General features: G+C 63.0%; 26 protein-coding genes and 1 other RNA gene. 13 read left to right on the forward strand and 14 right to left on the reverse strand.

Annotated elements, in window-relative coordinates:
- Window positions 1–23 precede the first annotated feature (23 nt).
- The 4 genes from IB279_RS12410 (at window position 24) to IB279_RS12425 (ending at window position 4,421) form a co-directional block, all read left to right on the forward strand.
- Window positions 24–572, forward strand: coding sequence for an alpha/beta hydrolase (locus IB279_RS12410; protein WP_112771076.1), 549 nt, complete (start codon window positions 24–26; stop codon window positions 570–572).
- Window positions 573–698: 126 nt separating this feature from the next.
- Entirely contained in the window at window positions 699–1,217 is a 519-nt protein-coding gene (locus IB279_RS12415) for an ABZJ_00895 family protein (protein WP_112771077.1), read from the forward strand.
- Window positions 1,218–1,352: 135 nt separating this feature from the next.
- Complete coding sequence (locus tag IB279_RS12420) at window positions 1,353–3,380, forward strand: ATP-binding protein (RefSeq protein ID WP_112771199.1); 2,028 nt, start codon at window positions 1,353–1,355, stop codon at window positions 3,378–3,380.
- Window positions 3,381–3,725: 345 nt separating this feature from the next.
- A complete protein-coding gene (locus tag IB279_RS12425) occupies window positions 3,726–4,421 on the forward strand; it encodes a class I SAM-dependent methyltransferase (protein ID WP_112771078.1) in 696 nt (231 codons plus the stop codon).
- A 52-nt stretch (window positions 4,422–4,473) separates the two neighbouring features.
- On the opposite strand, the gene IB279_RS12430 is transcribed toward IB279_RS12425, so the two are convergent.
- Window positions 4,474–4,887 carry a helix-turn-helix domain-containing protein gene (locus IB279_RS12430; protein WP_234824423.1) on the reverse strand — a complete coding sequence of 138 codons (414 nt, stop codon included), beginning with the start codon at window positions 4,885–4,887 and terminating at the stop codon, window positions 4,474–4,476.
- A 157-nt stretch (window positions 4,888–5,044) separates the two neighbouring features.
- On the opposite strand from IB279_RS12430, the gene IB279_RS12435 reads away from it, so the two are divergent.
- Window positions 5,045–5,437 carry an MAPEG family protein gene (locus tag IB279_RS12435; protein WP_034792642.1) on the forward strand — a complete coding sequence of 131 codons (393 nt, stop codon included), beginning with the start codon at window positions 5,045–5,047 and terminating at the stop codon, window positions 5,435–5,437.
- Between the two features lie 39 nt (window positions 5,438–5,476).
- On the opposite strand, the gene IB279_RS12440 is transcribed toward IB279_RS12435, so the two are convergent.
- Window positions 5,477–5,764, reverse strand: a complete 288-nt coding sequence (locus tag IB279_RS12440) for a hypothetical protein (protein WP_112771079.1) — start codon at window positions 5,762–5,764, stop codon at window positions 5,477–5,479.
- Window positions 5,765–5,936: 172 nt separating this feature from the next.
- Between IB279_RS12440 and IB279_RS12445 the strand changes: the two genes are divergently transcribed.
- Window positions 5,937–6,338, forward strand: a complete 402-nt coding sequence (locus IB279_RS12445; protein WP_112771080.1) for a VOC family protein — start codon at window positions 5,937–5,939, stop codon at window positions 6,336–6,338.
- Window positions 6,339–6,357: 19 nt separating this feature from the next.
- Here IB279_RS12445 and miaA read toward each other — a convergent pair whose 3' ends face one another.
- Window positions 6,358–7,269 (reverse strand): tRNA (adenosine(37)-N6)-dimethylallyltransferase MiaA, encoded by a 912-nt coding sequence (gene miaA, locus IB279_RS12450; RefSeq protein WP_192339228.1) that lies wholly within the window; start codon window positions 7,267–7,269, stop codon window positions 6,358–6,360.
- Between miaA and serB the strand changes: the two genes are divergently transcribed.
- Window positions 7,268–8,155, forward strand: coding sequence for a phosphoserine phosphatase SerB (gene serB / locus IB279_RS12455; RefSeq protein WP_112771200.1), 888 nt, complete (start codon window positions 7,268–7,270; stop codon window positions 8,153–8,155). The genes miaA and serB overlap by 2 nt on opposite strands.
- On the forward strand, window positions 8,152–8,727 hold the full coding sequence (locus tag IB279_RS12460; protein WP_112771082.1) for a GNAT family N-acetyltransferase: 576 nt from the start codon (window positions 8,152–8,154) through the stop codon (window positions 8,725–8,727). Before serB ends, IB279_RS12460 begins: the two co-directional genes overlap by 4 nt.
- A gap of 204 nt (window positions 8,728–8,931) precedes the next feature.
- On the opposite strand, the gene IB279_RS12465 is transcribed toward IB279_RS12460, so the two are convergent.
- The 10 genes from IB279_RS12465 to IB279_RS12510 all read right to left on the reverse strand — a co-directional run bounded on the left by IB279_RS12465 (window position 8,932) and on the right by IB279_RS12510 (window position 17,397).
- Window positions 8,932–9,834, reverse strand: coding sequence for a LysR substrate-binding domain-containing protein (locus IB279_RS12465; RefSeq protein ID WP_112771083.1), 903 nt, complete (start codon window positions 9,832–9,834; stop codon window positions 8,932–8,934).
- A gap of 488 nt (window positions 9,835–10,322) precedes the next feature.
- Window positions 10,323–11,843, reverse strand: coding sequence for a DegQ family serine endoprotease (locus IB279_RS12470; RefSeq protein WP_112771084.1), 1,521 nt, complete (start codon window positions 11,841–11,843; stop codon window positions 10,323–10,325).
- 271 nt (window positions 11,844–12,114) lie between these two features.
- Complete coding sequence (locus IB279_RS12475) at window positions 12,115–12,501, reverse strand: ACT domain-containing protein (protein ID WP_034792627.1); 387 nt, start codon at window positions 12,499–12,501, stop codon at window positions 12,115–12,117.
- Between the two features lie 6 nt (window positions 12,502–12,507).
- On the reverse strand, window positions 12,508–12,693 hold the full coding sequence (locus tag IB279_RS12480; protein WP_034792618.1) for a DUF2065 domain-containing protein: 186 nt from the start codon (window positions 12,691–12,693) through the stop codon (window positions 12,508–12,510).
- A 7-nt stretch (window positions 12,694–12,700) separates the two neighbouring features.
- Window positions 12,701–13,621, reverse strand: coding sequence for a protease modulator HflC (gene hflC, locus IB279_RS12485; protein ID WP_060515963.1), 921 nt, complete (start codon window positions 13,619–13,621; stop codon window positions 12,701–12,703).
- Entirely contained in the window at window positions 13,618–14,736 is a 1,119-nt protein-coding gene (gene hflK / locus IB279_RS12490; protein WP_034792611.1) for an FtsH protease activity modulator HflK, read from the reverse strand. The genes hflC and hflK overlap by 4 nt, the downstream gene beginning before the upstream one ends.
- Window positions 14,737–14,892: 156 nt before the next feature.
- Window positions 14,893–15,429, reverse strand: coding sequence for a dihydrofolate reductase (locus IB279_RS12495; RefSeq protein ID WP_192339229.1), 537 nt, complete (start codon window positions 15,427–15,429; stop codon window positions 14,893–14,895).
- Window positions 15,422–16,027 (reverse strand): glutathione S-transferase, encoded by a 606-nt coding sequence (locus tag IB279_RS12500; protein ID WP_060515961.1) that lies wholly within the window; start codon window positions 16,025–16,027, stop codon window positions 15,422–15,424. Before IB279_RS12500 ends, IB279_RS12495 begins: the two co-directional genes overlap by 8 nt.
- A 167-nt stretch (window positions 16,028–16,194) precedes the next feature.
- On the reverse strand, window positions 16,195–16,989 hold the full coding sequence (locus IB279_RS12505; RefSeq protein WP_060515960.1) for a thymidylate synthase: 795 nt from the start codon (window positions 16,987–16,989) through the stop codon (window positions 16,195–16,197).
- A gap of 99 nt (window positions 16,990–17,088) precedes the next feature.
- Entirely contained in the window at window positions 17,089–17,397 is a 309-nt protein-coding gene (locus IB279_RS12510) for a DUF2853 family protein (protein ID WP_034792600.1), read from the reverse strand.
- Window positions 17,398–17,543: 146 nt separating this feature from the next.
- Here IB279_RS12510 and ssrA point away from each other — a divergent pair.
- From ssrA to IB279_RS12535, 5 genes are all read left to right on the forward strand, one after another.
- Window positions 17,544–17,902: a transfer-messenger RNA gene (ssrA, locus tag IB279_RS12515) on the forward strand.
- Window positions 17,903–18,040: 138 nt separating this feature from the next.
- Complete coding sequence (locus IB279_RS12520) at window positions 18,041–18,553, forward strand: SspB family protein (RefSeq protein ID WP_034792598.1); 513 nt, start codon at window positions 18,041–18,043, stop codon at window positions 18,551–18,553.
- A gap of 18 nt (window positions 18,554–18,571) precedes the next feature.
- Window positions 18,572–18,778, forward strand: a complete 207-nt coding sequence (locus IB279_RS12525; RefSeq protein ID WP_034792596.1) for a DUF4169 family protein — start codon at window positions 18,572–18,574, stop codon at window positions 18,776–18,778.
- Between the two features lie 88 nt (window positions 18,779–18,866).
- Complete coding sequence (locus tag IB279_RS12530) at window positions 18,867–19,103, forward strand: ribbon-helix-helix domain-containing protein (protein ID WP_034792594.1); 237 nt, start codon at window positions 18,867–18,869, stop codon at window positions 19,101–19,103.
- Between the two features lie 377 nt (window positions 19,104–19,480).
- Window positions 19,481–20,269, forward strand: a complete 789-nt coding sequence (locus IB279_RS12535; protein ID WP_034792592.1) for a hypothetical protein — start codon at window positions 19,481–19,483, stop codon at window positions 20,267–20,269.
- Window positions 20,270–20,342: 73 nt separating this feature from the next.
- Here the strand turns inward: IB279_RS12535 and IB279_RS12540 are convergent, their stop codons facing one another.
- Entirely contained in the window at window positions 20,343–21,677 is a 1,335-nt protein-coding gene (locus IB279_RS12540) for a TadE/TadG family type IV pilus assembly protein (protein ID WP_060515958.1), read from the reverse strand.
- Window positions 21,678–22,095: the final 418 nt, after the last annotated feature.

Genomic DNA, 22,095 nt, shown 5'->3' on the forward strand with positions numbered 1-22,095 from the left:
CATGTTGAAGATGAGAGGACGACATGAACGATATCATCATCCTGCCCGGCATCGGCGGTTCCGGCGAGGCGCACTGGCAAACCCGATGGGAGTATGCAGACCCTCACATGCGCCGTTTCCAACCGGGCGATTGGGATCGTCCGCAGCTTGCCGACTGGATCCAGGCGCTCGACAGCGCCATTGCCTCAGCAAGCGAGCCGCCCCTTCTCGTCGCCCACAGCCTTGCCTGTCTGCTCGTCGCCCATTGGCATGCGGTCCGCACCCGTCCGATCGCCGGCGCTTTTCTCGTGGCGGTTCCCGATCCGACGTCTGCGGCCTTCCCGGCGGAGGCTGCCAGCTTCGCCAAGGTCCCGACGGAACGCTTCCGCTTTCCCTCCCTTATCGTCGCGAGTTCCAACGACCCCTTCGGCACCATCGGCTACGCGCAGATGCGGGCGGCGCAATGGGGCAGCCGGTTCGCCGAAGCCGGCGCCGTCGGCCATATCAACGGCAAGAGCGGGTTGAGTGACTGGCCGGAAGGGCGGGCGCTGTTCCGGTCGTTTGCTCAGTGCATCAAACCATCGGAGGGCTGAGGCGTCACACAGTCCGGCCAACGTCGGCGAGCTTTCCCGACAGTTTGCTCAGGGAGAGCGCACAATCTTGCACGTTATGCGCTAATCACGCCAAGTGGCGCCACAACCGCGCGCCAGGAACCACGCATGAAGCCGACCGTGTCACTGACGCCATATTATCGCTACTTCGCCCTCGTTTGCCTGGCGTTGACAGGAGTCTGCGTGACCGGGATGTTCGCCTACGAGACCCTTGTTGGCCCGATACCGAAGGGAACTGCATTCGGCGTCTGGTTTGCGCAGACATTGTCATCGGCTACCGCCACAGCCAGCCGTTTCGTGCAAAGGCATCGCCGATGCCCGACGGAAGAAGAGAAAGCGAAACTGGCCCGCGTCTCCTTGGGCTTAGCCACGGCAATTAGCATTCTGCCGGGTGTTGCAATTGCTGCTTGGGTCTACGTCATGGCGTTTGTATTCGGCGACCCAGGCTATGAGATCGCCTACTACGTCAACCGGCAGCAGTTCGTCTCCCTGCTGATGTCTCTGGACATGGTTCTCTGTCTCGTGATCGCAGGCGGTATGGCCCTTCTCCTGACCGTCTCGTACTTCATGATGCGCTGGCAGTACGGTAGCTCGGCGAGGAGGATGGCCGGCCGGCTATCGCTCTGACAGGGAACTAAATCGGAGTGCGCAAGTCGCCATGCCGCTGCCCGTGCCCCGCGTGCTCGAGCGTGCAACATCTCGAAACCACTTGTTAAATCCCCTTGGCTAACATGAAGCGCCGTATTGCCGGGGTTTCTCGCGTTGCTGAACAATGAACTTCATTCCTCGATCCGTGCCGGAGAGCAGGATCGCCGTGACGGCCTGAAGCCCGGCAACCGGTTCCTCGGACGGGTGGTTGCCTGCAACGGCGCGCGCGCGACGATCGCCGCGATCGCAGAGAGCGGCGAGACGTCGCTGACCGAACTCTGGTCCGTCGGCCGGCTGATTTCCATTTCCGTCGGCAGGAACCGCGTGGTGGCGCTGGTCTATTCGATGCAGACCACCTCCAGCGAATGGGGCGAAGAGACCAACAACACCTTCCGCATCGAAGTCGAACTGATGGGCGAGGTCCATAGGGGCCCCGACGGTCGTGAAGAGTTTTCCGCCGGTATCAGCCAATATCCCTATCTCGGCGCCATCGCCCACCGCATCCGCGCCGCCGACCTTGCGCGCATCTACGATTCCGGCCGCAACGACAGCTGCATCATCGGCAAGCTGACCCAGGACGAGAGCCTCGACGCAACCATTCACGTGCCCTCGATGCTCGCCAAGCATTTCGCCATCGTCGGCACGACCGGCGTCGGCAAGTCGACCGCGGTCACGCTGCTGCTCAACAAGGCGATCATTGCCGATCCGAAGCTGCGCGTGCTGATCCTCGACCCGCACAACGAATTTGCCGCCGCCTTCCCCGACCTTGCCGTCGTCATCGACACCGATACGCTCGACTTGCCCTTCTGGTTCTTCCGACTGGAGGAGTTCGCAGAGGTGATCTTCCGCGGCCGCCCGGCGCCGCCGGACGAGCTCGACATGCTGCGCGACATCATCCCCGAGGCGAAGAAGGCCTTCCGCGGCGGCGGCGACGCCGGCATCGTGCGGCGCCAGACGGAAAAGAGCTCGATCACCGCCGACACGCCGGTGCCTTACCGCATCGCCGACCTCTTGGCGCTGATCGACGAGCGCATCGGCCGGCTCGAAGGGCGCAACGACAAGCCGCATCTGCGCTCGCTCAAGGTCAAGATCGTCTCGGCGATCAACGATCCGCGCTATCATTTCATGTTCTCGTCGAACACGATCACCGACACGATCCAGGATACGATCGCCCGGGTTTTCCGCATTCCAGGCGACGGCCGGCCGATCGCCACCTTCCAGCTGGCCGGCATCCCCTCGGAAGTCGTTAATTCCGTCGCCTCGGTGCTTTGCCGCATGGCGTTTGAAATCGGGCTCTGGAGCAATGGCGGCATCCATATGCTGGTCGTCTGCGAAGAGGCGCACCGCTACGTGCCGGCCGATCCGTCGCTCGGCTTCCTTCCGACCCGCCAGGCCATTGCCCGCATCGCCAAGGAAGGCCGCAAATACGGCGTCTCGCTCGGCATCATCACCCAGCGCCCCGGCGAACTCGATCCGACGATCCTGTCGCAGTGCTCGACGGTCTTTGCCATGCGGCTTGCCAACGACCGTGACCAGGACATCATCCGCTCGGCCATTCCGAACTCGTCGACATCGACGACGAGCTTCATTTCCTCGATCGGCAATGGCGAGGCAATCGCATTCGGCGAGGCGGTGGCCGTGCCGATGCGCATGCGCTTTTCTCGCATCGCCGAGGAGCGCCTGCCGCGCGCCCACGGGATCATCGACCGGATCGACGAGGACCATCCGCCGACCGTTGACCTGCGCGCGATCGTCAGCCGCATGCGCGCCATCAACGGGCCGGATATTTCGAACTTCCAGCAGAGCTACATGGCGGCGCAGACCGTGAGCGAAGAGCAGCGCTGGGAGACCGAACTGGGCGCCACGGCAGAAGCCGAGCCGCAACCGGGCCTCAGCGAGCCGCAGGTCGAGATCGAGCCCTATCGTCCGGACATGCTTCCGCGCGCGCCTGCCCCCGTCAATCCGGAGCTGGAGCGCTTCAATCAGATCCGCCAGCAGCTCTTGAACGAGCCATCCCCGGCCGATCAGGCCCAACGCCGTTCGCAACCGGCTGACCCGGCGTCGGGCGAGCGGCCGCGCCAGGGGTCGCTGCGCGAAAGCCTGTTGAAGCGGCCCCTCGGCAGCATCATCCGCAAGACCTAGGCAGCGAACGCGTAAAACTGCGGGCGCCCCATTTGACAACCAGAGATGTAAAAGCGTTTCGTCCAGACATGCGCTGCGGGCGGCAGTGCGTGAACAACTCTGGAGGGGAATAGCGGCTCGCTGGGTGGTCGCACGCGTCCTCGCGACCGTAGGTCCTCCAGGGGCCGCTCCATATTAATGCGATTGCCATGCGTTGGCCCGCCCCAATGCGGCCGTGGCTCCGGGCACCCGAACAGAACGGTACAAGCGGCGTTGCCCGATGGCGTCGCAGACCGATAGAATAGAAGTTTCAAGCGCTTCGACATCTGATCGCGCACGCCTTTCGGTGGCAGCGGAGAAAAGACCTTGCCAGAGAACGACTACGATGCCTTTGCGGCAGCCTATGATGCCGACAACGAGAACAACGCCTGGAACGCCTATTACGAGCGGCCGGCGACTTTGGCACTCGCCGGCGACGTCGCCGGGCTTCGGGTGCTCGACGCCGGTTGCGGCGGCGGAGCGCACGCGGCAGCGCTCATCGAGCGCGGCGCCACGGTGACCGGCATTGATCGCAGCGCCGGTCTTCTGGACATCGCCCGTCGACGCCTCGACGGGCGTGCGCAATTGCTGATGGCCGATCTGGGCGAACCCTTGCCGTTCGACGACGGTGCCTTCGACCTCATCGTGGCATCCCTCGTCATGCACTATCTGGAGGACTGGTCGCTCCCGCTTTCCGAATTCAACCGGGTTCTGCAGAAGGGCGGCCGCCTGGTTTTCTCAACGCACCATCCGTTCATGGATCATTCCCTTTCCGGTCACGACAACTATTTCGAGACCTATCGCTTCGACGATACCTGGGAACGGGGCGGCAGGACCATCCACATGCGCTTCTGGCACCGCCCGCTGCACGCCATGTTCGATGCGCTCAAATCAGCCGGATTTGCCACCGAGACGGTGAGCGAACCGGAGCCCGATCCGCGTGCCAGCACGCTCTTTCCGGACGCCTACAGGAGCCTGACGACCAAACCGCGCTTCCTCTTCTTCTCGGCCGTGAAAGCGTGAGCGCGACAGCCTTCTCGACGTTTTGAAGGGCCGAGCAGGAGGCAGGAGGAAGTCATATCCCGAGGATTTGCTCGTGCGCGCCCGTTGCGCCCCAGCGGACGATTTCGGCGAGGATCGGCAACAGCGCCCGCCCATGTTCGGTCAGGCTGTACTCCACCTTGCGCGGCACCACGGGATAGTCCCGGCGACTGATCAGGCCCCGTTCTTCCAGTTCCCGCAGTTCGCGGCTGAGAATACGCGGGGTGATCGGCTTACCGAGCCCGCCACGAAGCAGCGACCGTCCGATTTCGCCATAGCGGTGCGTCCCGCCTTCGAGCACGCAGAGGATGTGCAGCTTGTAGCGCCCGCCGACGATCTGGTTGAAGGCGATGGCGGGGCAGAGCCGGATATGGCTCATGTCGAGACCGGTCAGGCTGGACACTTTCGGCCCGACACCTCGGTCCGATGCCACGGCTTGTTCCGTCATGTCGGCGCCCCCCGTACTATCCTTTTTGTCCGTATTTACGATATCGTACCAGAGAGTTAGCGTGCTTTCAGCAAACAATGCGGGAGGAAAGCACGATGGCTGACATGGCGCAGGCACACGCGACAGTAAAGTTCGAGACGGCTTTCGGAGCGCGGCCATGAGCATGGAGATGACCGTGCTGGCGCTCGGCTGCATCTTCGGCATCATCCAGGTTTTTGTCGCGGCGCAACTCCAGACGCGCCAGAACGGACTGGCCTGGTCGCTCTCTTCGCGCGAAGCGGCCGGGCCGCCGCCAACGCCCCTCGTCGGACGGCTGAAACGCGCGCAGGCAAACTTCCTCGAGACTTTTCCCTTCGCCGCGTCCGCGCTGCTTGCGGTCGAAGTCACCGGCGCAAACAACACGACGACGGAACTCGGTGCGATCGTCTGGCTTTCGGCACGGCTCGCCTTTTGGCTCGCCTATGCGATCGGCATTCCCGTGCTGCGCTCGGCCCTGTTTGCGACCAGCATCATCGGGATCGGACTGGTGCTGTGGCCGCTGCTGGCGTGACTGGTGTGAGCCGATCAAGCGTAGGCACAAGCAAGCAAATCACCCCCTGAGGTCAGGGTAATCCCACGATGGCGCCAGACGGCGGCGTGCCGCTTTCACCGCTTCGGCGTAGTCTTCGCGAAAGGGTGCAACCAACTGCTTTTGAAGGTCTGCCAGCACTCCGAGCAGCACCGCGCATTCGGCCGTGCTTTCGAAACAGGAGGCGTCCGGCGTTGGAACTGCGTTCTCCTCGCTCCAACGCGACAGAAGTTCAAAAAGCACCAGGGCTTCATCGGGAGACAGACGGATTTCCGCGCTGTCAGGAGACGTTTTCTGCTCGTCTGTCATGATCGGGACATGGCATGCGCCGCCCGAACCTGCAAGCCGCCCCGCTCACAGCAAGGCATCAGCGCCTATCCTGCAAGGAAACTTTGCCGCGGGCCGACCGTTGTCGTGGCGACATCCTGGGGTAGGATCAGTCAGCCGGTTTTGTTGACACCGACGACAACGGGAGCGCGCCATGGTTACAAGCATCACGCCCTTTCTGATGTTCCAGGATGGCGTCGCCGACGACGCCATGGCCTTCTACGTCTCACTGTTCCCGAATGCCGAGGTGCTGGAAGTCGAGCGCTATGGACCGGATGAGCAAGGTCCCGAAGGCAGCGTCAAGGTGGCGCTTTTCCGGCTCGGCGCGCAGCGGGTCAAGTGCATCGACAGCCCGGTCCGGCACGCCTTCGATTTCACCCCGTCGTTCTCCTTCTTCGTGGAATGCCAGAGCGAGGATGAGATCATCACGCTTTATGGCATGCTCGCCGAAGGCGGGGCAGTGCTGATGCCACTCGACAATTACGGCTTCAGCCAGCGCTTCAGCTGGGTCACCGACCGCTTCGGCGTGTCCTGGCAGTTGAACCTCTCCGACTGATCCGCAGCAACGGCGCTCGTCAAAGCACCTCCTCGGCGCTCGAAATGCGCTGCCAGCTGTCGTCGAGCTGGTTACGGAACCAGGTCATCTGCCGCTTGGCATATTGTCGCGTTACCGCAGCACCCATCTCGATCACTTCGGCCTCGTCGAGTTCGCCCTTCAGAAGGGCTGCGATCTGGCTGACGCCGATCGCCTTCATGATGGGCATTTCCGACGGCAGCTCGAGCGCAAGCAGCGCCCGCACTTCGTCGATCGCGCCGCCGGCAAGCATCAACTGGAAGCGACGGTTGATGCGGTCGTGCAGGAGCTTTCGCTCCGGCAGCACGACATATTTTGCCGCCCGGTCCGGGTCGACGATCATGGGTCCGGTCTGCTGTTGGAAGAAGCGGATCGGCTTGCCGGTCGCCTCCACCACTTCGAGCGCCCGCACGATCCGCTGGCCATCACCGGGCTTCAGTGTCACCGCCGTTTCCGGATCCCTGGCTTCGAGGTCGCGATGCAGCGCCTCCGCCCCTTCCCCTTTCAGCCGCTCGCGCAGCCGCTCGCGGATCGCGGCCGGGATCTCGGGCATATCCGAGAGACCACCGGTCAGCGCCTTGAAATAGAGCCCGGTGCCGCCGACAAAAACCGGCAAGCGTCCCTCGCCCTTGAGCTGAGCGACCAATGCCTGCGCTTCACGCGCCCAGGCACCGGTGGAATAGGCGGATGCCGCCGGCACATGGCCGTAAAGACAGTGCCCGATGCCGCCCATGTCGGCCTCGTCCGGCCGCGCCGTCAACAGCCGCAGCGTGTCATAGACCTGCATGCTGTCGGCATTGACGACCACGCCGCCGTGTCGGCGCGCCAGTTCGACGGCAAGCGCGGACTTGCCGCTGGCGGTCGGCCCGGTTATCAGGATCGCGTCGCTCTCGGTATCAAGGTTGTTGTCCATGGCTCTCGTTGCCACGCTTATCGCCAATCCGTCAAATCCTGTTCTGACGCCAGCACTGGCGGAAGCAGCCGCTGACGCCGTCAAGGCATCCGGCCTCTATTGGCTCGCCGATGGCATCGCCTGCGATATCGCGCTGACCGACGGCACCGATCCGGATGCCGCCGAAACCCTGCTGCGCGGCGTGATCGGCGATGCACCGGTCGATGCCGCCGTGCAAGACGCCGAGAGCCGCCGCAAGAAGCTGCTCATCGCCGACATGGACTCGACCATGATCGGCCAGGAATGCATCGACGAACTCGCCGCCGAAGTCGGCCTGAAAGACAAGGTGGCGGCGATCACCGCCCGCGCCATGAACGGCGAGATCGCCTTCGAGCCGGCGCTGATCGAACGCGTAGGACTTCTGAAGGGCCTGCCACTTGGCGTCGTCGACGAGGTCATCGCCAAGCGCATCACGCTGACGCCGGGCGGAAAACAACTGATCGCAACGATGAAGAGCAAGGGCCACTATACCGCGCTCGTCTCCGGGGGTTTCACCGTCTTTACCGGCCCGATCGCCGAGATGCTCGGCTTTGACGAGAACCGCGCCAATACGCTGATCGCCGAAGACGGCATCCTGACCGGCGAAGTCGCCAATCCCATCCTCGGCAAGCAGGCCAAGGTCGATTCGCTGATCGAGATCGCCGACCGCCTCGGCATCTCGACGGACGATGCCCTTGCCGTCGGCGACGGCGCCAACGATCTCGGCATGATCCAGCTCGCCGGCACCGGCGTGGCGCTGCATGCCAAGCCCGTCGTTGCCGAGCAGGCGAAGGTCCGCATCGACCACGGCGACCTCACCGCCCTTCTCTATCTCCAGGGCTATCGCAAGACGGATTTCGCCGGATGATCATTGCCGAGACTGAGCGGCTGCGCATCCGCGCCTGGAAGGAAAGCGATCGCGATCTCTTCTTCGCGATCAACAGCGATCCCAAGGTGATGGAATTCTTTCCCTTCCGCCGCAGCCGCGCAGAATCAGACGCGCTGTTCGATCGCGTCGGCAAGGGCATCGCCGAAACCGGCTTCGGCTTCTTCGCCATGGCGCTCAAGGCCTACGACAAGCCAATCGGCTTCTGCGGCCTCGCGCTCACGGATTTGGAGCCGCACCTGCCCAAAGGAACGGTCGAAATCGGCTGGCGACTGGCCCCGCCCTACTGGGGCAAGGGCTACGTCACCGAAGCGGCCAACGCCCTGCTGCGCTACGGCTTCGAGGAAAAGGGCTTGAGCGAGGTCGTCTCCTTCGCGGTTCCCGCCAACACCCGCTCGACCGCTGTCATGCAACGGATCGGCATGCACCGCGACCCAAGCCGCGACTTCGACCACCCCCGCGTCCCAATCGATCAGCCGACCCTGGTTCGGCATGTGCTCTATGCGATCAGCGCCGAGGAATGGCGCGCGCATCGTTCAAAGGCCGGGAAATAAGCTGCCGCTTCGTGGGTTGCCCTCTCTGTCTGCCGGACATCTCTCTCCGCAGGCGGGAAGAGAGACGCCAGCCGCACTGGCACTACCCAACCACCTCTGAAGAATGGCGGGCGTTCGCCATATCTTTCCGTCTCCCCGCGTGCGGGGAGACGGTGCCGGCAGGCGGAAGAGGGGCAAGCGCTCGCCCTGAGGATAAGGGCCGCCTCACCGCTTTCGCCCCGCCCCCGGGTAGCTCCGTTCGATCCAGTCGACAAAGGCCCTGGCCGCCTCCGACAGCGCCTCGAAGCGCCGCGCCACGATAAAGAACGCGCCATAGGGCACTGAGGCGTCGAACGGCTGGATCAGCCGGCCGGCGGCGATGTCGTCGCGGGCATGGTCGCGGTCGATGAGGCCGACGCCGCTGCCGCGCAGCGTCGCCTGCAGCACCATCGAGCCATCGGCGAAGATCGCGCCGCGTGCAAGCTTCACCGGCGCGGTGCCGGCCGCCGCAAACCATTGTTCCCAGAGTTGCCGGTTATCCTCATGCAACAATGGATGCTGCAACAGGTCTTCGGGTCGGTCGAGCGGCCGCCCGGCGCCGGCAAGCGCAGGCGTGATCACCGGGACCATCTCCACCTCGGCAAGAGGCCGCGTCTCCACCCGCGACCAGGAGCGCGCGGTCAAGCTGTGGCGGATGGCGATATCGGCCTCGCCGCTTCGAAACTCGGCGAGCCGCGACTCCGCATCGATCACCAGATCGATCTCCGGATGCGCCCCCTGAAATTCCTGCAAATGCGGCACCAGCCAGCAGCCGGCAAAGGATGGCTCTGCGCTGACCTTCAGCGTCTGCGACAACCGCCGCCCCGAGAGCGCGTCGAGGCTTTCGCCCACCATGTCGAAGGCAGATGTCAGCGTGCCGAGCAGCGCCTGACCATCGGCCGTCAACCGCACACCGCGGTGGAGCCTCTCAAACAGCGGCCGCCCGATCAGCTCTTCGAGCTCGCGCACCTGCCGGCTGATGGCCGCCTGCGAGACGAAAAGCTCCGATGCAGCCAGTGTGAAACTCTCCAGTCGCCCGGCCGCCTCGAAACTCCGCAACGCTGTCAGGGGCAGTCGGCCGCGCTTCATGCATAACCTCAAGTTATCCGACGGCGACTGTAAACTCGTTTGAGGGGTGCCGGCAAGTGGAGTGAAATGCTTGCAAGAAAGGAGGTGCGGCAATGCATACGATTATCGAAATTCTGTTCGAAGCCCTCAGGCTGATGACCTTCCAGCCGGCGCGCAAGCCGTCCCCGCACCCCAGGCAAGCGAGCGACGACTGCTGAAAGAAGAGCACCTCACCACTTCTCGAATGCCCCTCACCCTAACCCTTTCCCCCGCAAGCGGGGAGAAGGTCGCGGCAGCGGGATGAAGGGCCGTGTCTGTGCCCATCATGAGCGCGCTGCGGCCCGTCGGCCGAATCGCAGCCTTGAATCAAAACCTGAGGACGTGGATTCAGCCTCTCAGCCCCAGAGGCGATAGCACTGAAAAGATTCAGACAATCGGCTTCGACCGAAAGCGGCGCTGCGGCATCGATCCGATGCCGCAGCCGCAACTGCCGAAAGGCGCGATGCGCCCTACTCCACCCGAACGGTGACGAAGCGCAATTCGCCGGACTTGTTGGAGATCAAGAGGGCGGCGTGGCGACGGCCGCTGGATTTCAGCTCCTCGACCCGGTCGGCCACGTCGGCGGGCGTCTCCATCGCCTCCTGACCGACCTCGACGATGACGTCGCCCGCCTCTACGCGCCGCTCTGCCGCGACCGAATTCGGCGCGACCTCGGTGATGACAACGCCGTCCACGTCTTCGGCAATGCCGTATTTCTTGCGCGCCTCTTCGTTGAGCGTCGCAAGCTTCATGCCGAGCACGACGTCGGTCGCTGGAAGCGGCGCAGCCTCCGGCTTGTCAGCCTTCGACCCCTCGTCGCCGGTTGCCGCGTCGGAACTTGCAAGCGCGCCATCCTCGAGGCGTCCGAGCGTCACCTTGACTGTCTGTTCCTTGCCGTCGCGGATCACCACGACATCCACCGCCTTACCGACGGGGCTTTCGGCGACCACGCGCTTCAGGTCGCGCACCTCGCCGACATCATGGCCGTCGAATTTGACGATGACGTCGCCGGCCTTGATCTCGCCGTGCGTGATCGGCCCGCCTTCGATGATGCCGGAGACGAGCGCGCCGCGCGGCGCGTCCATCTTCAGGCTCTCGGCGATATCGTCGTTCACCGGCTGGACGCGCACGCCGAGCCAGCCGCGACGCGTCTCGCCGAAGTCCTTGAGCTGAAGTACCACATTGGCGGCAAGTTCGGTCGGCACGGAGAAGCCGATGCCGATCGAGCCGCCCGTTGGCGAGATGATCGCCGTGTTGATGCCGATCACTTCGCCGGCCATATTGAACAGCGGCCCGCCGGAATTGCCGCGGTTGATCGCAGCGTCCGTCTGGATGAAATTGTCATAGGGGCCGGCGTTGATGTTGCGGCCGCGCGCCGAGATGATGCCGACCGAAACGGAACCGCCAAGGCCGAACGGGTTGCCGATCGCCATCACCCAGTCGCCGATGCGCATCTTGCGCGAATCCCCGAAAGGCACGGCCTTCAGCGGCGCCTTCGGCTCGACCTTCAGCAGCGCGAGATCGGTCTGTGTGTCTTTGCCGACGAGCTTCGCCTTCAGCTTGCTGCCATTGGCGAAGTTGATCTCGATGTCGTCGGCGCCCTCGATCACGTGGTTGTTGGTGACGATGTAGCCAGAGGGATCGATGACGAAGCCGGAGCCGAGCGATTCGACCGTGCGCTGGCGGTTACCGCCCTGATTGCCCTGGCCCTTGAAGAATTCGTCGAAATAGCGCTGGTAGGGCGAGCCCTCCGGCACCTGCGGCGCCGGTGCATCATCGTCGTTCTTGACCTTCTGCGAAGTCGCGATGTTGACGACGGCATCCAGCAGTCCGGCGGCCAGATCGGCGACGGAGGCCGGGCCATTGCTCGGCGGCCGGATCGCCGTGTTCTGGGCGAGTGCGGTGCTGCTGAAGGCAAGCGCGCCTGCGAGCGCCAGAACGCCGAGGGAGGCGCCAAGCGAGTGTACTCGGGATTTTGATCGCGTGGACAATTCGCTTCAGCTCCTCTGGCTGTGTGCGGTGACACCGGCACACCATAGCACTTTGATTCTTCGCATAATTCCGCCTCGACCGAAACCGCCGGCCGGGCTTATGCGGCAGATTTGACAAACGCAAGCCGCGAGACCGCGACGTCCGACTTTCCTCTGAAGATAAGGCGGAATTCGGAAGGGTCCAAACACGATTTCCTGATCCTTGCGCGCAAGGGTGCGAAAGGATGGGCGTTCCCGGCCGAGCCTTTAGGTCGAGGCCGGGCGTGGCTGATCAGGTGGTGAGCTCGTGGCCGTGGTCTTTCAGCGCCTGGACCGCCTTGTCGAGATCGGAGCCGGCAACGAAAATGTAGTCGGTGCTGAAGGTCGAATTGGCAAAGACGCCGACGCCGGCATCCGAAAGCGGCCGGAGCACCGAGGCGAGCACGCCGGGCACGTCAAAGGCAAAATGTTGCTCGACGCGGAAGCAGCGCCAGCCGAGCGAACTCTGGACGCTGGACGGCACGCGGGCGGCCCGGCAGACCAGCGTCATCTCCTCGCGCGAGCTCGACACGGTCCAGAAGCCCGGCCCCGGCAGCCATTCCGGCATGCTGGAGCCGATATTGAGGCGGGTGATGGCGTATTCGGCATCGACCAGCCGGATCAGCAGTTTATGTGGCATTTCGCATTATCCTCGAAGCAACCATACAAGTCCGACCCCGGCAGCCACGCAAACGAGCCCCGCCAGTCGAAGCTGATGTTCGGGGACATACGGCAAACGCTTCGCCATTTCCACCAAAACCAAAGGGGCCAGTGCGTACACCAGCCCCTCGATGATCAGGAAGAAAGCGAATCCTGTCAGAAAGTCTGACATCGCCCGCCTAGTTTCCGGTCGCTGCTTGAGGTGCCGCGGCCGGCGGAGTGCCTTCCGAGTTATTGAAGTAACGGAAGAATTCCGAATGCGGCGAAAGCACCAGCGTCGTGTCCGGGCTACCGATCGACTGCGTGTAAGCGGTCATGGAGCGATAGAACTCGAAGAACTTCGGATCGCGCGCAAAGGCGTCGGCAAAGGTCCTTGTGCGTTCGGCTTCGCCTTCACCGCGCAGGATTTCCGAATCGCGCTGGGCCTCGGCCACGATTTCGACGACCTGACGGTCGGCAATCGCGCGGCGGCGCTGGCCTTCTTCGTTACCGCGGGCGCGGATCAGTTCCGCTTCCGCCAGACGCTCGGCCTTCATGCGGTCGTAGGTCTGTTGCGAGACCTCCTGCGTCAGGTCGGTGCGACGGATACGGACGTCCTCGATGTTGAGCCCGAGCGACTCGGCGTCGGTTTTGAGGTCGGCGCGCACTTCGCGCATCATCGACGCACGCTCGTCCGAAAGGGCAGCCTCGAAGCCACGCAGACCGTAGACACGGCGCAGCGATGCGTCGAGACGGGTCCTGAGACGCGATTCCGCCGAGTCGCGATCGCCCGAGACCGTCTCGCGGAAGCGGCGGGGATCGGAGATCTTGTAGACGACGAAGGCATCAACTTCATAGAACTTGCCGCCCGAGACCTGGACACGGATGTTGTCGAGGTCGAAGCGCAGTGCCTGGTCTTCGACGTACTGGACGCGGTCGGCATCCATGAAGGCGAAGGGCAGCTTGAAGTAGAGGCCCGGCTGGCTCTTGACGTCCTTGATCTGACCGAAGCGAACGACGATCGCCTGCTGGCGCTCGTTGACGACGAAGACCGAGGAATAGATGCCGACGAAGACGACGGCGAGCAGGATCAGGATAACGGAGGTACGATTGTTGATCACTGGCCTGCTCCCGAAACTGCTGCGGCACCCGACGTCGTCGGACGACCGATTTCATTCAGCGGCAGATATGGCAGTACGCCCTGCCCGTTCTTCTCGTCGATGATGACCTTCTTCGACTTGCCGAGAACGCCCTGCATGGTTTCGAGATAGAGACGCTTGCGGGTAACGTCAGGCGCCTTGGAGTACTCGTCATAGACGGAGATGAAGCGCTGCGCCTCACCCTGTGCTTCCTTGACGACACGGTCCTTGTAGGCGGCCGCCTCTTCGCGGATCTGCGCACCCTGACCGCGTGCCTTACCGAGCACCTGGTTGGCATACTGGTTGGCTTCTTCGACGAAGCGGTCCTCGTCCTGCTCGGCGCGCTGCACTTCGTCGAACGCATCGGCCACTTCGCGCGGCGGTGCGGCGTCCTCGATTGCGACCGTGTTGACGGAAACGCCGGTGCCGTAGGTGTCCATCGTTGCCTGGATCGTGCTCTTCACGTCCGCGGCGATCGCCTGACGGTTGTCACGGAAGATGTCCTGCGCCGGACGGCGACCAACGACTTCGCGCATCGCGCTTTCGGCCACCTGCTGCAGCGTGTCGGACGGGTTCTCGACGTTGAAGAGGTAAGCCTTCGGATCGGTGACCGAGTAAAGAACCGAGAACTGGACGTTGACGATGTTCTGGTCGCCGGTGAGCATCAGGCCGGAATTCGACTGGCCGCTAGAGCGCCCGCCGATGTTCTGCTGCTGCTCGGTGATCTTGACGAATTCGACGGTCTCGAATGGCCAGAAATGATAGTGCAGGCCAGGCATCGAGATCTCGTCCTTCGGCTTGCCGAAGCGCATCTCGACGCCGCGCTCGTCCGGCTGCACCGTGTAGATCGAATTGATCAGGACAAAACCGACGATCAGCAGGCCGATAATGGCGAAGACGCCACCATTGAAGCCGCCGGGAACGACGTTCTTGAGCTGGTCCTGGCCACGGCGAATGATCTCTTCCAGATCCGGCGGGCCGCCCTTGCCGCCACGCGGCCGGTTTGGCCCCTGGCCCCAGGGACCCCCCTGATTGCCGCCGCCACCGCCGCCGCCCCATGGGCCACCGCCGCCGCCATTCTGATTGCTCCAGGGCATCAAAACCTCTCTTTTGAATACTTCCCACGCTGAACGGCCGCGCCACCGCACGGTCGTTCATGATGTGAAACCGTTATAGGTATCACCCGCACCGCTTTCAACGCGATAGACCCGAGTTCACCGTAAATGGTTCAAAATAGTTGACGATCCGCCGCGTCAGGCTGTCGCACGCCGCTTAAAGGTGACGAAATGCATGGCGTGGCTGTCCTTTTCACCCTGCGGCAGGTCCTCTTCGAAGACCTTCTCGAAAATGCCGGGATCGATGTCGGGGAAGCGCGTGTCGCCATCCACGGTCGCCTGCACCTCGGTCACATGCAAGATATCGGCACGCGCGATCGACTGGCGGTAGATCTCGCCGCCACCGATCACGCAGATCTCGTCCACGCCCGCGGCCTCCGCCTCTCGGCCGGCAAGCGCTACCGCCGCATCGAGCGACGGGACGACGCTTGCCCCTTCCGCCACAAAATCCGCGTTGCGGGTGATGACGATGTTGGCGCGGCCGGGAAGCGGACGCCCGAGCGACGCCCAGGTCTTGCGCCCCATGATCACGGGCTTGCCGATCGTCAGCGCCTTGAAGCGCTTGAGATCGGTCGAAAGCCGCCAGGGCAGATCGCCATTGCGGCCGATGACGCCGTTTGCGGCAACGGCGACGACGATCGATATCTTCGGGTGGGTGGTCTTCGTTTCAGTCATGGAACCCGTTCGGTTTGCTGTCGATTTCTCTGGCGCGGTCATAGGCTGCTCGGTCCGTCACCACGCGGATGTAGCGATCGACGACCGTGCTTTCCGGCAGGATCTTGCGCATCCACTGCAGCGCGCTTGCCAAGAGCAGATCGGCGGCACTCATCGTCTCGCCGAGCAGATAGGTCCGTCGGGTGAGCACGTCGATCACATGGGCGCACATTTCGCTGTAGAGCCGCGCCTGCGCCGGGTTGTTGATGGTGGCGCCGGAGATATGGGCAAGCGCCGTCGGCTCGATCACCCCCGCGTAATAGGCAAGCCAGGAGAGATAGGCGCCACGCTCCTTGTGGCCGGGCGGCCGGCCGAGGCTGCAATCGGGATAGAGGTCGGTGAGATACTGCACGACGGCGGCCGACTCCCAGATCACCGCGCCATTATGGATGAGCGCCGGCACCTGCTTGTGCGGATGCGGGTTGTTGTCGTCGGGCTCACCCGAGCCGTCCCAGCGGCGGATCGAGACGTAGCGGATCTCGTATTCCGCGCCCAGCTCCTCAAGCAGCCAGACGATGCGCGAGGATCGCGACAGCGGCGCATGAACGAGTGTGAGCATCGATACCTCCCTTGGACGACAGCCCTCCCCGGCCGCCCCTCACCTTGGATTGCCGGCCCCTGCGCGTGCGGGCGACGGAAGCTCCTGCCCCGCCCGAAGGGTGGCGCGGCATCGGCATCGAGAAGAATTCAGAAATGCGGACCGGCCACCCGCAGCATCAGGATATGTCAGACGGCGATCGGCGCCTTGATGGATGAATCGGCTTCGTAGCCGACAAGCGTAAAGTCTTCGAAACGGAAGGAAAAGAGATCTTTCACGTCTGGATTGATTTCCATCCTCGGCAGCGCCTTCGGCGTGCGGGTGAGCTGCAGCCGGGCCTGCTCGAAATGGTTGTGGTAAATGTGCGCGTCGCCAAGCGTGTGCACGAAATCACCCGGCTTCAGGCCCGTCACCTGCGCCACCATCATCGTCAAGAGCGCATAGGAAGCGATGTTGAAGGGCACGCCGAGGAAGATGTCGGCCGAGCGCTGGTAGAGCTGGCAGGAGAGCTTGCCGTCGGAGACGTAGAACTGGAAAAGGCAATGGCAGGGCGGCAGCGCCATCTCGTCGACGAGCGCCGGGTTCCACGCCGAGACGATATGGCGGCGGGAATTCGGGTTGGTCTTCAGGCTTTCGACGAGGCCGGCAATCTGGTCGATATGGCGCCCGTCCGGCGCCGGCCAGGAGCGCCACTGGTAGCCATAGACCGGGCCGAGGTCGCCGTTCTCGTCTGCCCATTCGTCCCAGATGGTGACGCCGTTTTCCTTGAGATAGCGGATATTGGTGTCGCCCTTCAAAAACCACAGCAGTTCATGGATGATGGAGCGCAGGTGCAGCTTCTTGGTCGTCAGCACCGGGAAGCCCTCGGAGAGGTCGAAGCGCATCTGGTGGCCGAAGACTGAGCGCGTGCCCGTTCCCGTCCGGTCGCCGCGGTCGGATCCGTTGGTCATCACATGGTCGAGAAGGTCGAGATATTGCTGCATGGTCTGGCGCCGCCGATTCGTACTTTCGCTAAATTTAGGACGAAGCCGGCGGCGAACCAATGACCACGGGACGATTATCCCGGATAATTCGGCGGGGAGCTACAAGGTCTGTAGCTTGCCGAGATTCTTGGCCACCAGATAATAGAAGGTGACGCGCGATTTCGACCGGTCCGCCGACATCGCCTTGACGGTGGCGTCGATCGCGCTGTCCGCATCGGCGCCGCTGATGCCGAGCTTCTTCTCGCACCATTTCTCCTTGACCCGCTCGAGCTCCTTCGGATCCGACGCCGAAACGAGCGAGGAATCCCGGTTGCGAAGCGCAATGCCAAGGTGACGCACGATCTTGTTCACGATCGCTTCGTCGGCGCCGCTGTCGTATTTCTGCACATCTGCGAGGTAGTCCGTCATGAGGCCTCCAGCTTGCTTTGCTTTTCGAAACTGCGGCCGGAGATTGCCGGCCGCGTGGCAGCAGCGGGAGTTTTTCATGGATGCCGGTCAAGTCAAGGCGGTTCGGCACCGGGCAGTCCGGGAGAAAGTCATATATCCGACACATCCCCCTTTTCTTGGGGCCCGGAAAGACCTATATGAACTCTGCCGTCTTCGGGCGGCTATGGCAATAAACGGGCGATGAAATAAACCCATTGGACCCGGGGGCGGTACCCGGCGCCTCCACCAAAAACCGATCAGAATCGATCGGCTTTTGCTGGGGGCGAAATAGGATCGACAAGGGCGTAAAGATCGACTTTTTGCTCGGCATTGTACCACCGTTATCGGGCTAAACTTATAGTTGCAAACGACAACTATGCTGAAGCACGTCTCGCTGCTTAATCGCGGTGCGACACTTCAAATCAAGTCCTTCCGGGTAGCACCGTAAGGCGGGGTCCGAAGGCACCTGGCAACAGAAGCCTTCACCTTCTCCCCCGCTTCGAAATGGTCTATAGATGCTTGAATAATTGACTCGTCTGCTTCAGACGGGCAATGAAAAGCCGACGGCTTGACCTCCAAGCCGGCAGCAGACAGTAGATTGAGTTCGAGGAAAGACGGGACGCTCATGGGCCAGGACCACATCCGCTACGACATTCTGGCACAGGACGCACTGCGCAGCGTCATCCGAAAGGTCCTGACGGAGGTTGCCACCACCGGTCACTTGCCGGGAGAGCACCACTTCTTCATCACCTTTCTGACCGGCGCGCCGGGCGTGCGCATCTCGCAGCACCTGAAAGCCAAGTATCCCGAACAGATGACCATCGTGGTCCAGCACCAGTTCTGGGAGCTGAAAGTCACCGAAATCGGCTTCGAAATCGGCCTCTCCTTCTCCGACACGCCCGAACGGCTGGTGATCCCGTTCAACGCCATCCGTGGCTTCTACGACCCGTCGGTCAATTTCGAACTGGAGTTCGACGTGGCGGCCGGCGAGGAAGAAGAACAGGAATCGGCGGAGATCACCGCCTATCCCGTTCCGGAAGAAAATGCCGAGACCTCGGCCAAGGACGACAAGCCCACCGAGCCGAAGAATGGCGGCGGCTCCGTCGTCTCGCTCGATTCCTTCCGCAAGAAGAACTGATCCGAGGAGCCGCGGCTCATGACCGGAGACGTCGTCAATCTGCGCCAGTTCCGCAAGCGTCGCGAGCGCACGGAAAAGGACAAGCAGGCCGAGCAGAATCGCATCTCCTTCGGCCGCACCAAGGCCGAGAAATCCCTGACGAAAGCGCTGAACGACAAGGCGGAGACCCGCCTTGACCAGGGCCGCATCGAGCGCCCTGCCGAAGGCGACGTCGACAAGGACTGAGCCCGCAAAAGCGATTCCGGAGCAAGGACTTGCGGCAGCTTCCGGACTCGAAATGCCAATTCCTTGAATCAGTCTCTAAGGCCGGGCGATGATCCGAAAGCATTCCGCAACGCTCCACGGCCACCGCACCAGCTTCTCGCTCGAAGACGCCTTCTGGCAGGAACTGAAGACGATCGCCGAAACGCGGGCGGTGCCGCTTGCCCAGCTGATCGCCGAAATCGACGACCAGCGCACGCCCGACAGCAACCTCTCCTCGGCACTGCGCGTCCACGTGCTCGAATGGCTGAAATCGCAACGCTCGACGCTCTTGCCCGACGAGACCTGAGCTCCCGCCGTCGATGGCTAGCACGGCCAGAATTCGCGGCCAGAATTCGCCCAAGGCCTGTCACATCAAAGGGCTAGTCGCGAGACCTTGAGCCCTTGTTCTCACGCGCCGTTGCCGCACGAGCGCTGTACAGTGTCGGGCGACAGGCATTGGCGGATCCAAGGCAACTGTGTGGCCGATGCAACAGCGCGCGGCATTTGGCATGCCCCGCTTCGCCGTTTCGGGCCAAAACAGTTGTATTCGAATAAACTTATATAACAATACCCACATCGGGAGGCGGCGACTTTCCGCTGCCCTTGTGTTCGAGAGTCTGTAGTGCGCAATTCCAGACGGGCCCGTCTCTCGTTTCAGGGATTGTCTCAAGCGGGAGGCGTTTCATGAGTATCCCTACACGACTGGGCCTCACGGCCTGCCTTGGCCTGTTGTTCGCCCTGCCGACCCACGCGGCCGACATCACGCCGCTGATGGCGCCCGCGGCCCCCGTGGAAGAAACCGAGAGCGGCTGGCAATTCACCTTCGCGCCCTATTTCTGGATGGCGGGCCTCTCCGGCGACACAGCGCAATTCGGGCTCCCGACCGTTCACATCGACTCCAGCTTCAGCGACATCTGGAGCAATCTCGACTTCGCCGCCATGGCCACCGTCGAAGCGCGCAAGGACCGCTTCAGCGTCTTTGGTGACTTGATCTATACGAAGCTCTCCGGCGACGGCAAAGCGCGCGGCGTCTTCACCGATACGGTCGATGTGGAATCGGAGACCTTCGCCGGCCTCATCGGCGTCGGTTACACGGTGTTTGAGGATCAGAACTCGCATCTCGACGTGGTCGGCGGCGCCAGGATCTGGTCGGTCAACACCACCATATCCTTTCAGGGCGGCCCGCTCGACGGTATCAGCCGCGATGACCGCAAGACTTGGGTCGACGGCATGGTGGGCGTGCGCGGCAACTACTTCTTCACACCGGAGATCTACCTGACCGGCTGGGGCCTGGTCGGCGCCGGCGGCGCCGACATCGACTGGGACGTCGGCCTTGGCCTCGGCTACCGTTTCAACGACACGATCTCGGCGATCGCCGGTTATCGTGCGCTGGGCGTCAACTACGACAATGACGGCTTCATCTTCGACGTGGTCCAGCAAGGTCCAATCCTCGGACTGTCCATCCGCTTCTGAAGGCAAGTCGCGCCTGGACACCGGCAAGCGATCACGCCGCCGGCCAACGGCCGGTGGCAAGACGCGTCCGTCGTTATCGCACCAGCCGGATCGCGCCGGGGTTGTTGATGGTGGTGTTGGCCAGCACCGCCTTGCAATCAAGCTTGAAGCTGCTGTTGCCGATCATGGTGATTTCCTGGGCGACGATGCGCACGCATTCACCGCCGGTCGATCCGTTGCCGGCATACTGGATCTCGCGCGACGCCGGCATGTAGATGATGCCGGCGAGCGACGAGGCGCTGTTGCCGTTGATGGTGGCGCTGGCCGTGTTGTTGCGCCCGGCGACGATCGAGAAGCCGGCCCAGTCGCCGGTCGTCGGCGCGCTGACCTGGAAGGTCGCCCCGCCGTGAATGTCGAGCTGGGCGCCGTTCAGGAGGAAGAAGGTTACCCCTTCGGCGCTCACCACCGACTGGCTGGTGAACTTCAGGCTACCGCCGTCGATGATGTAGTTGCCGGGTCTCAGAAGAACCTTGCCCTTGATTTCGAGATCGCCATAGGTGCCAGGCTTCAGCTCGACGCGGTAGGTGTCGGGCGCGTTGTTCGGCGTCTTGCCGGTGCCGTTGCAGTCGCCGTTGCCGCCACCGCCACCGACGAAATTCTGCCCGCAGCCAGCAAGGCTCACCCAGCCTGCCGTGGTCGGCATCTTCTTCGACCGGAAGGGGTCGGCAATTGGCGTCACCTCCTCTACCGCCTTGCCACAGGCAAGCTGCAGGTTGGCGAGCGTCGCGGACACCTTGCCGGCGGCGTAGAGACACTCGGCCTTGAGCGTGGCCGAGCCGCTGAGGTAGATCGACTGCGCGTCGGTCGAGTTCGACGTGATCGTACAGCCGGATGTGTCGACGCTCGCCCCGCCGCTGACCTCGAAGGCCCGGCTCGCCGTCGGGTGCAGCGCCAGAATGCAGGCCTCTCTCCCGGGCATGCGCGCGGCAACACTTTCCCGGTCGATCGTATAGGGCTGCAGCCCGAAGAAGAGCGGATTGTATTTCAACGCGTAGGCCGCGGTCGCCGTGGTCTCGACGCCGGCGGCGCCGAAGGCGATCTGCACCGGCGTGGCCGCCACCGCCACACCGCTCTCCGGGCCGAGCTGATCGACGATCTCCGGCTGGCCGAAATTCGCAAAGAAGACGTTGTTGGCGAGATCCCTGGCACTGGCCTCGGTCTCGCCCTCGCCGTAGGATTTGACCGCCGAGAAGGCAGCGGCATCGAGCGCCGTCTGCATCTTCGCGGCCTCGAGATTGATCCGCGCCAGGTTGATGGCGATCGACGCGGCACTCAACAACGGCACCGCTATCAGCGCGGTCAGAACGGTAAAGTTGCCGCGTTCGTCCGCAAAGATACGGGCGGCTCTCTTCCTCAAATTGTAGCGCATCTCTGATCGTTGCCCCCTCAGCAGACGGCGACGCGCCGCTCGGGTCAATCCGGAGCGATCGACGTCATCCTTCCCATGCGCCGATTAAAGACGCGGCCCGCAAGCCGCACCCCCTGCCCCATCCAACGCAAATTGCTAATTTAGCGATCAATAGTGGAGGATGTGCTTCAGAATTCGTTAAAACTCTGCCGATCCCGTTCGCGCGCCACGATGCGCCGGAAACCAAGAGAATGCCCGCCCGATAAAGGTATGTTCGAAATCTGAAGCCAGAGCATGTCGCGCAAAAGCGCGCAGCGGTCTTGGGATAACGACATGCGAAAAATCAAAAGCGCAGAGAGCGAAGCTGAAAGATCGCGACGCGCTTCAGGGGACACAAGCCAAGGATGGTATCATGGCCGGATGCGAAATTGGAAGCGCA

Origin of the sequence: Ensifer sp. ENS06, from assembly GCF_014852205.1 — a bacterium.
GTDB lineage: Bacteria > Pseudomonadota > Alphaproteobacteria > Rhizobiales > Rhizobiaceae > Ensifer > Ensifer adhaerens.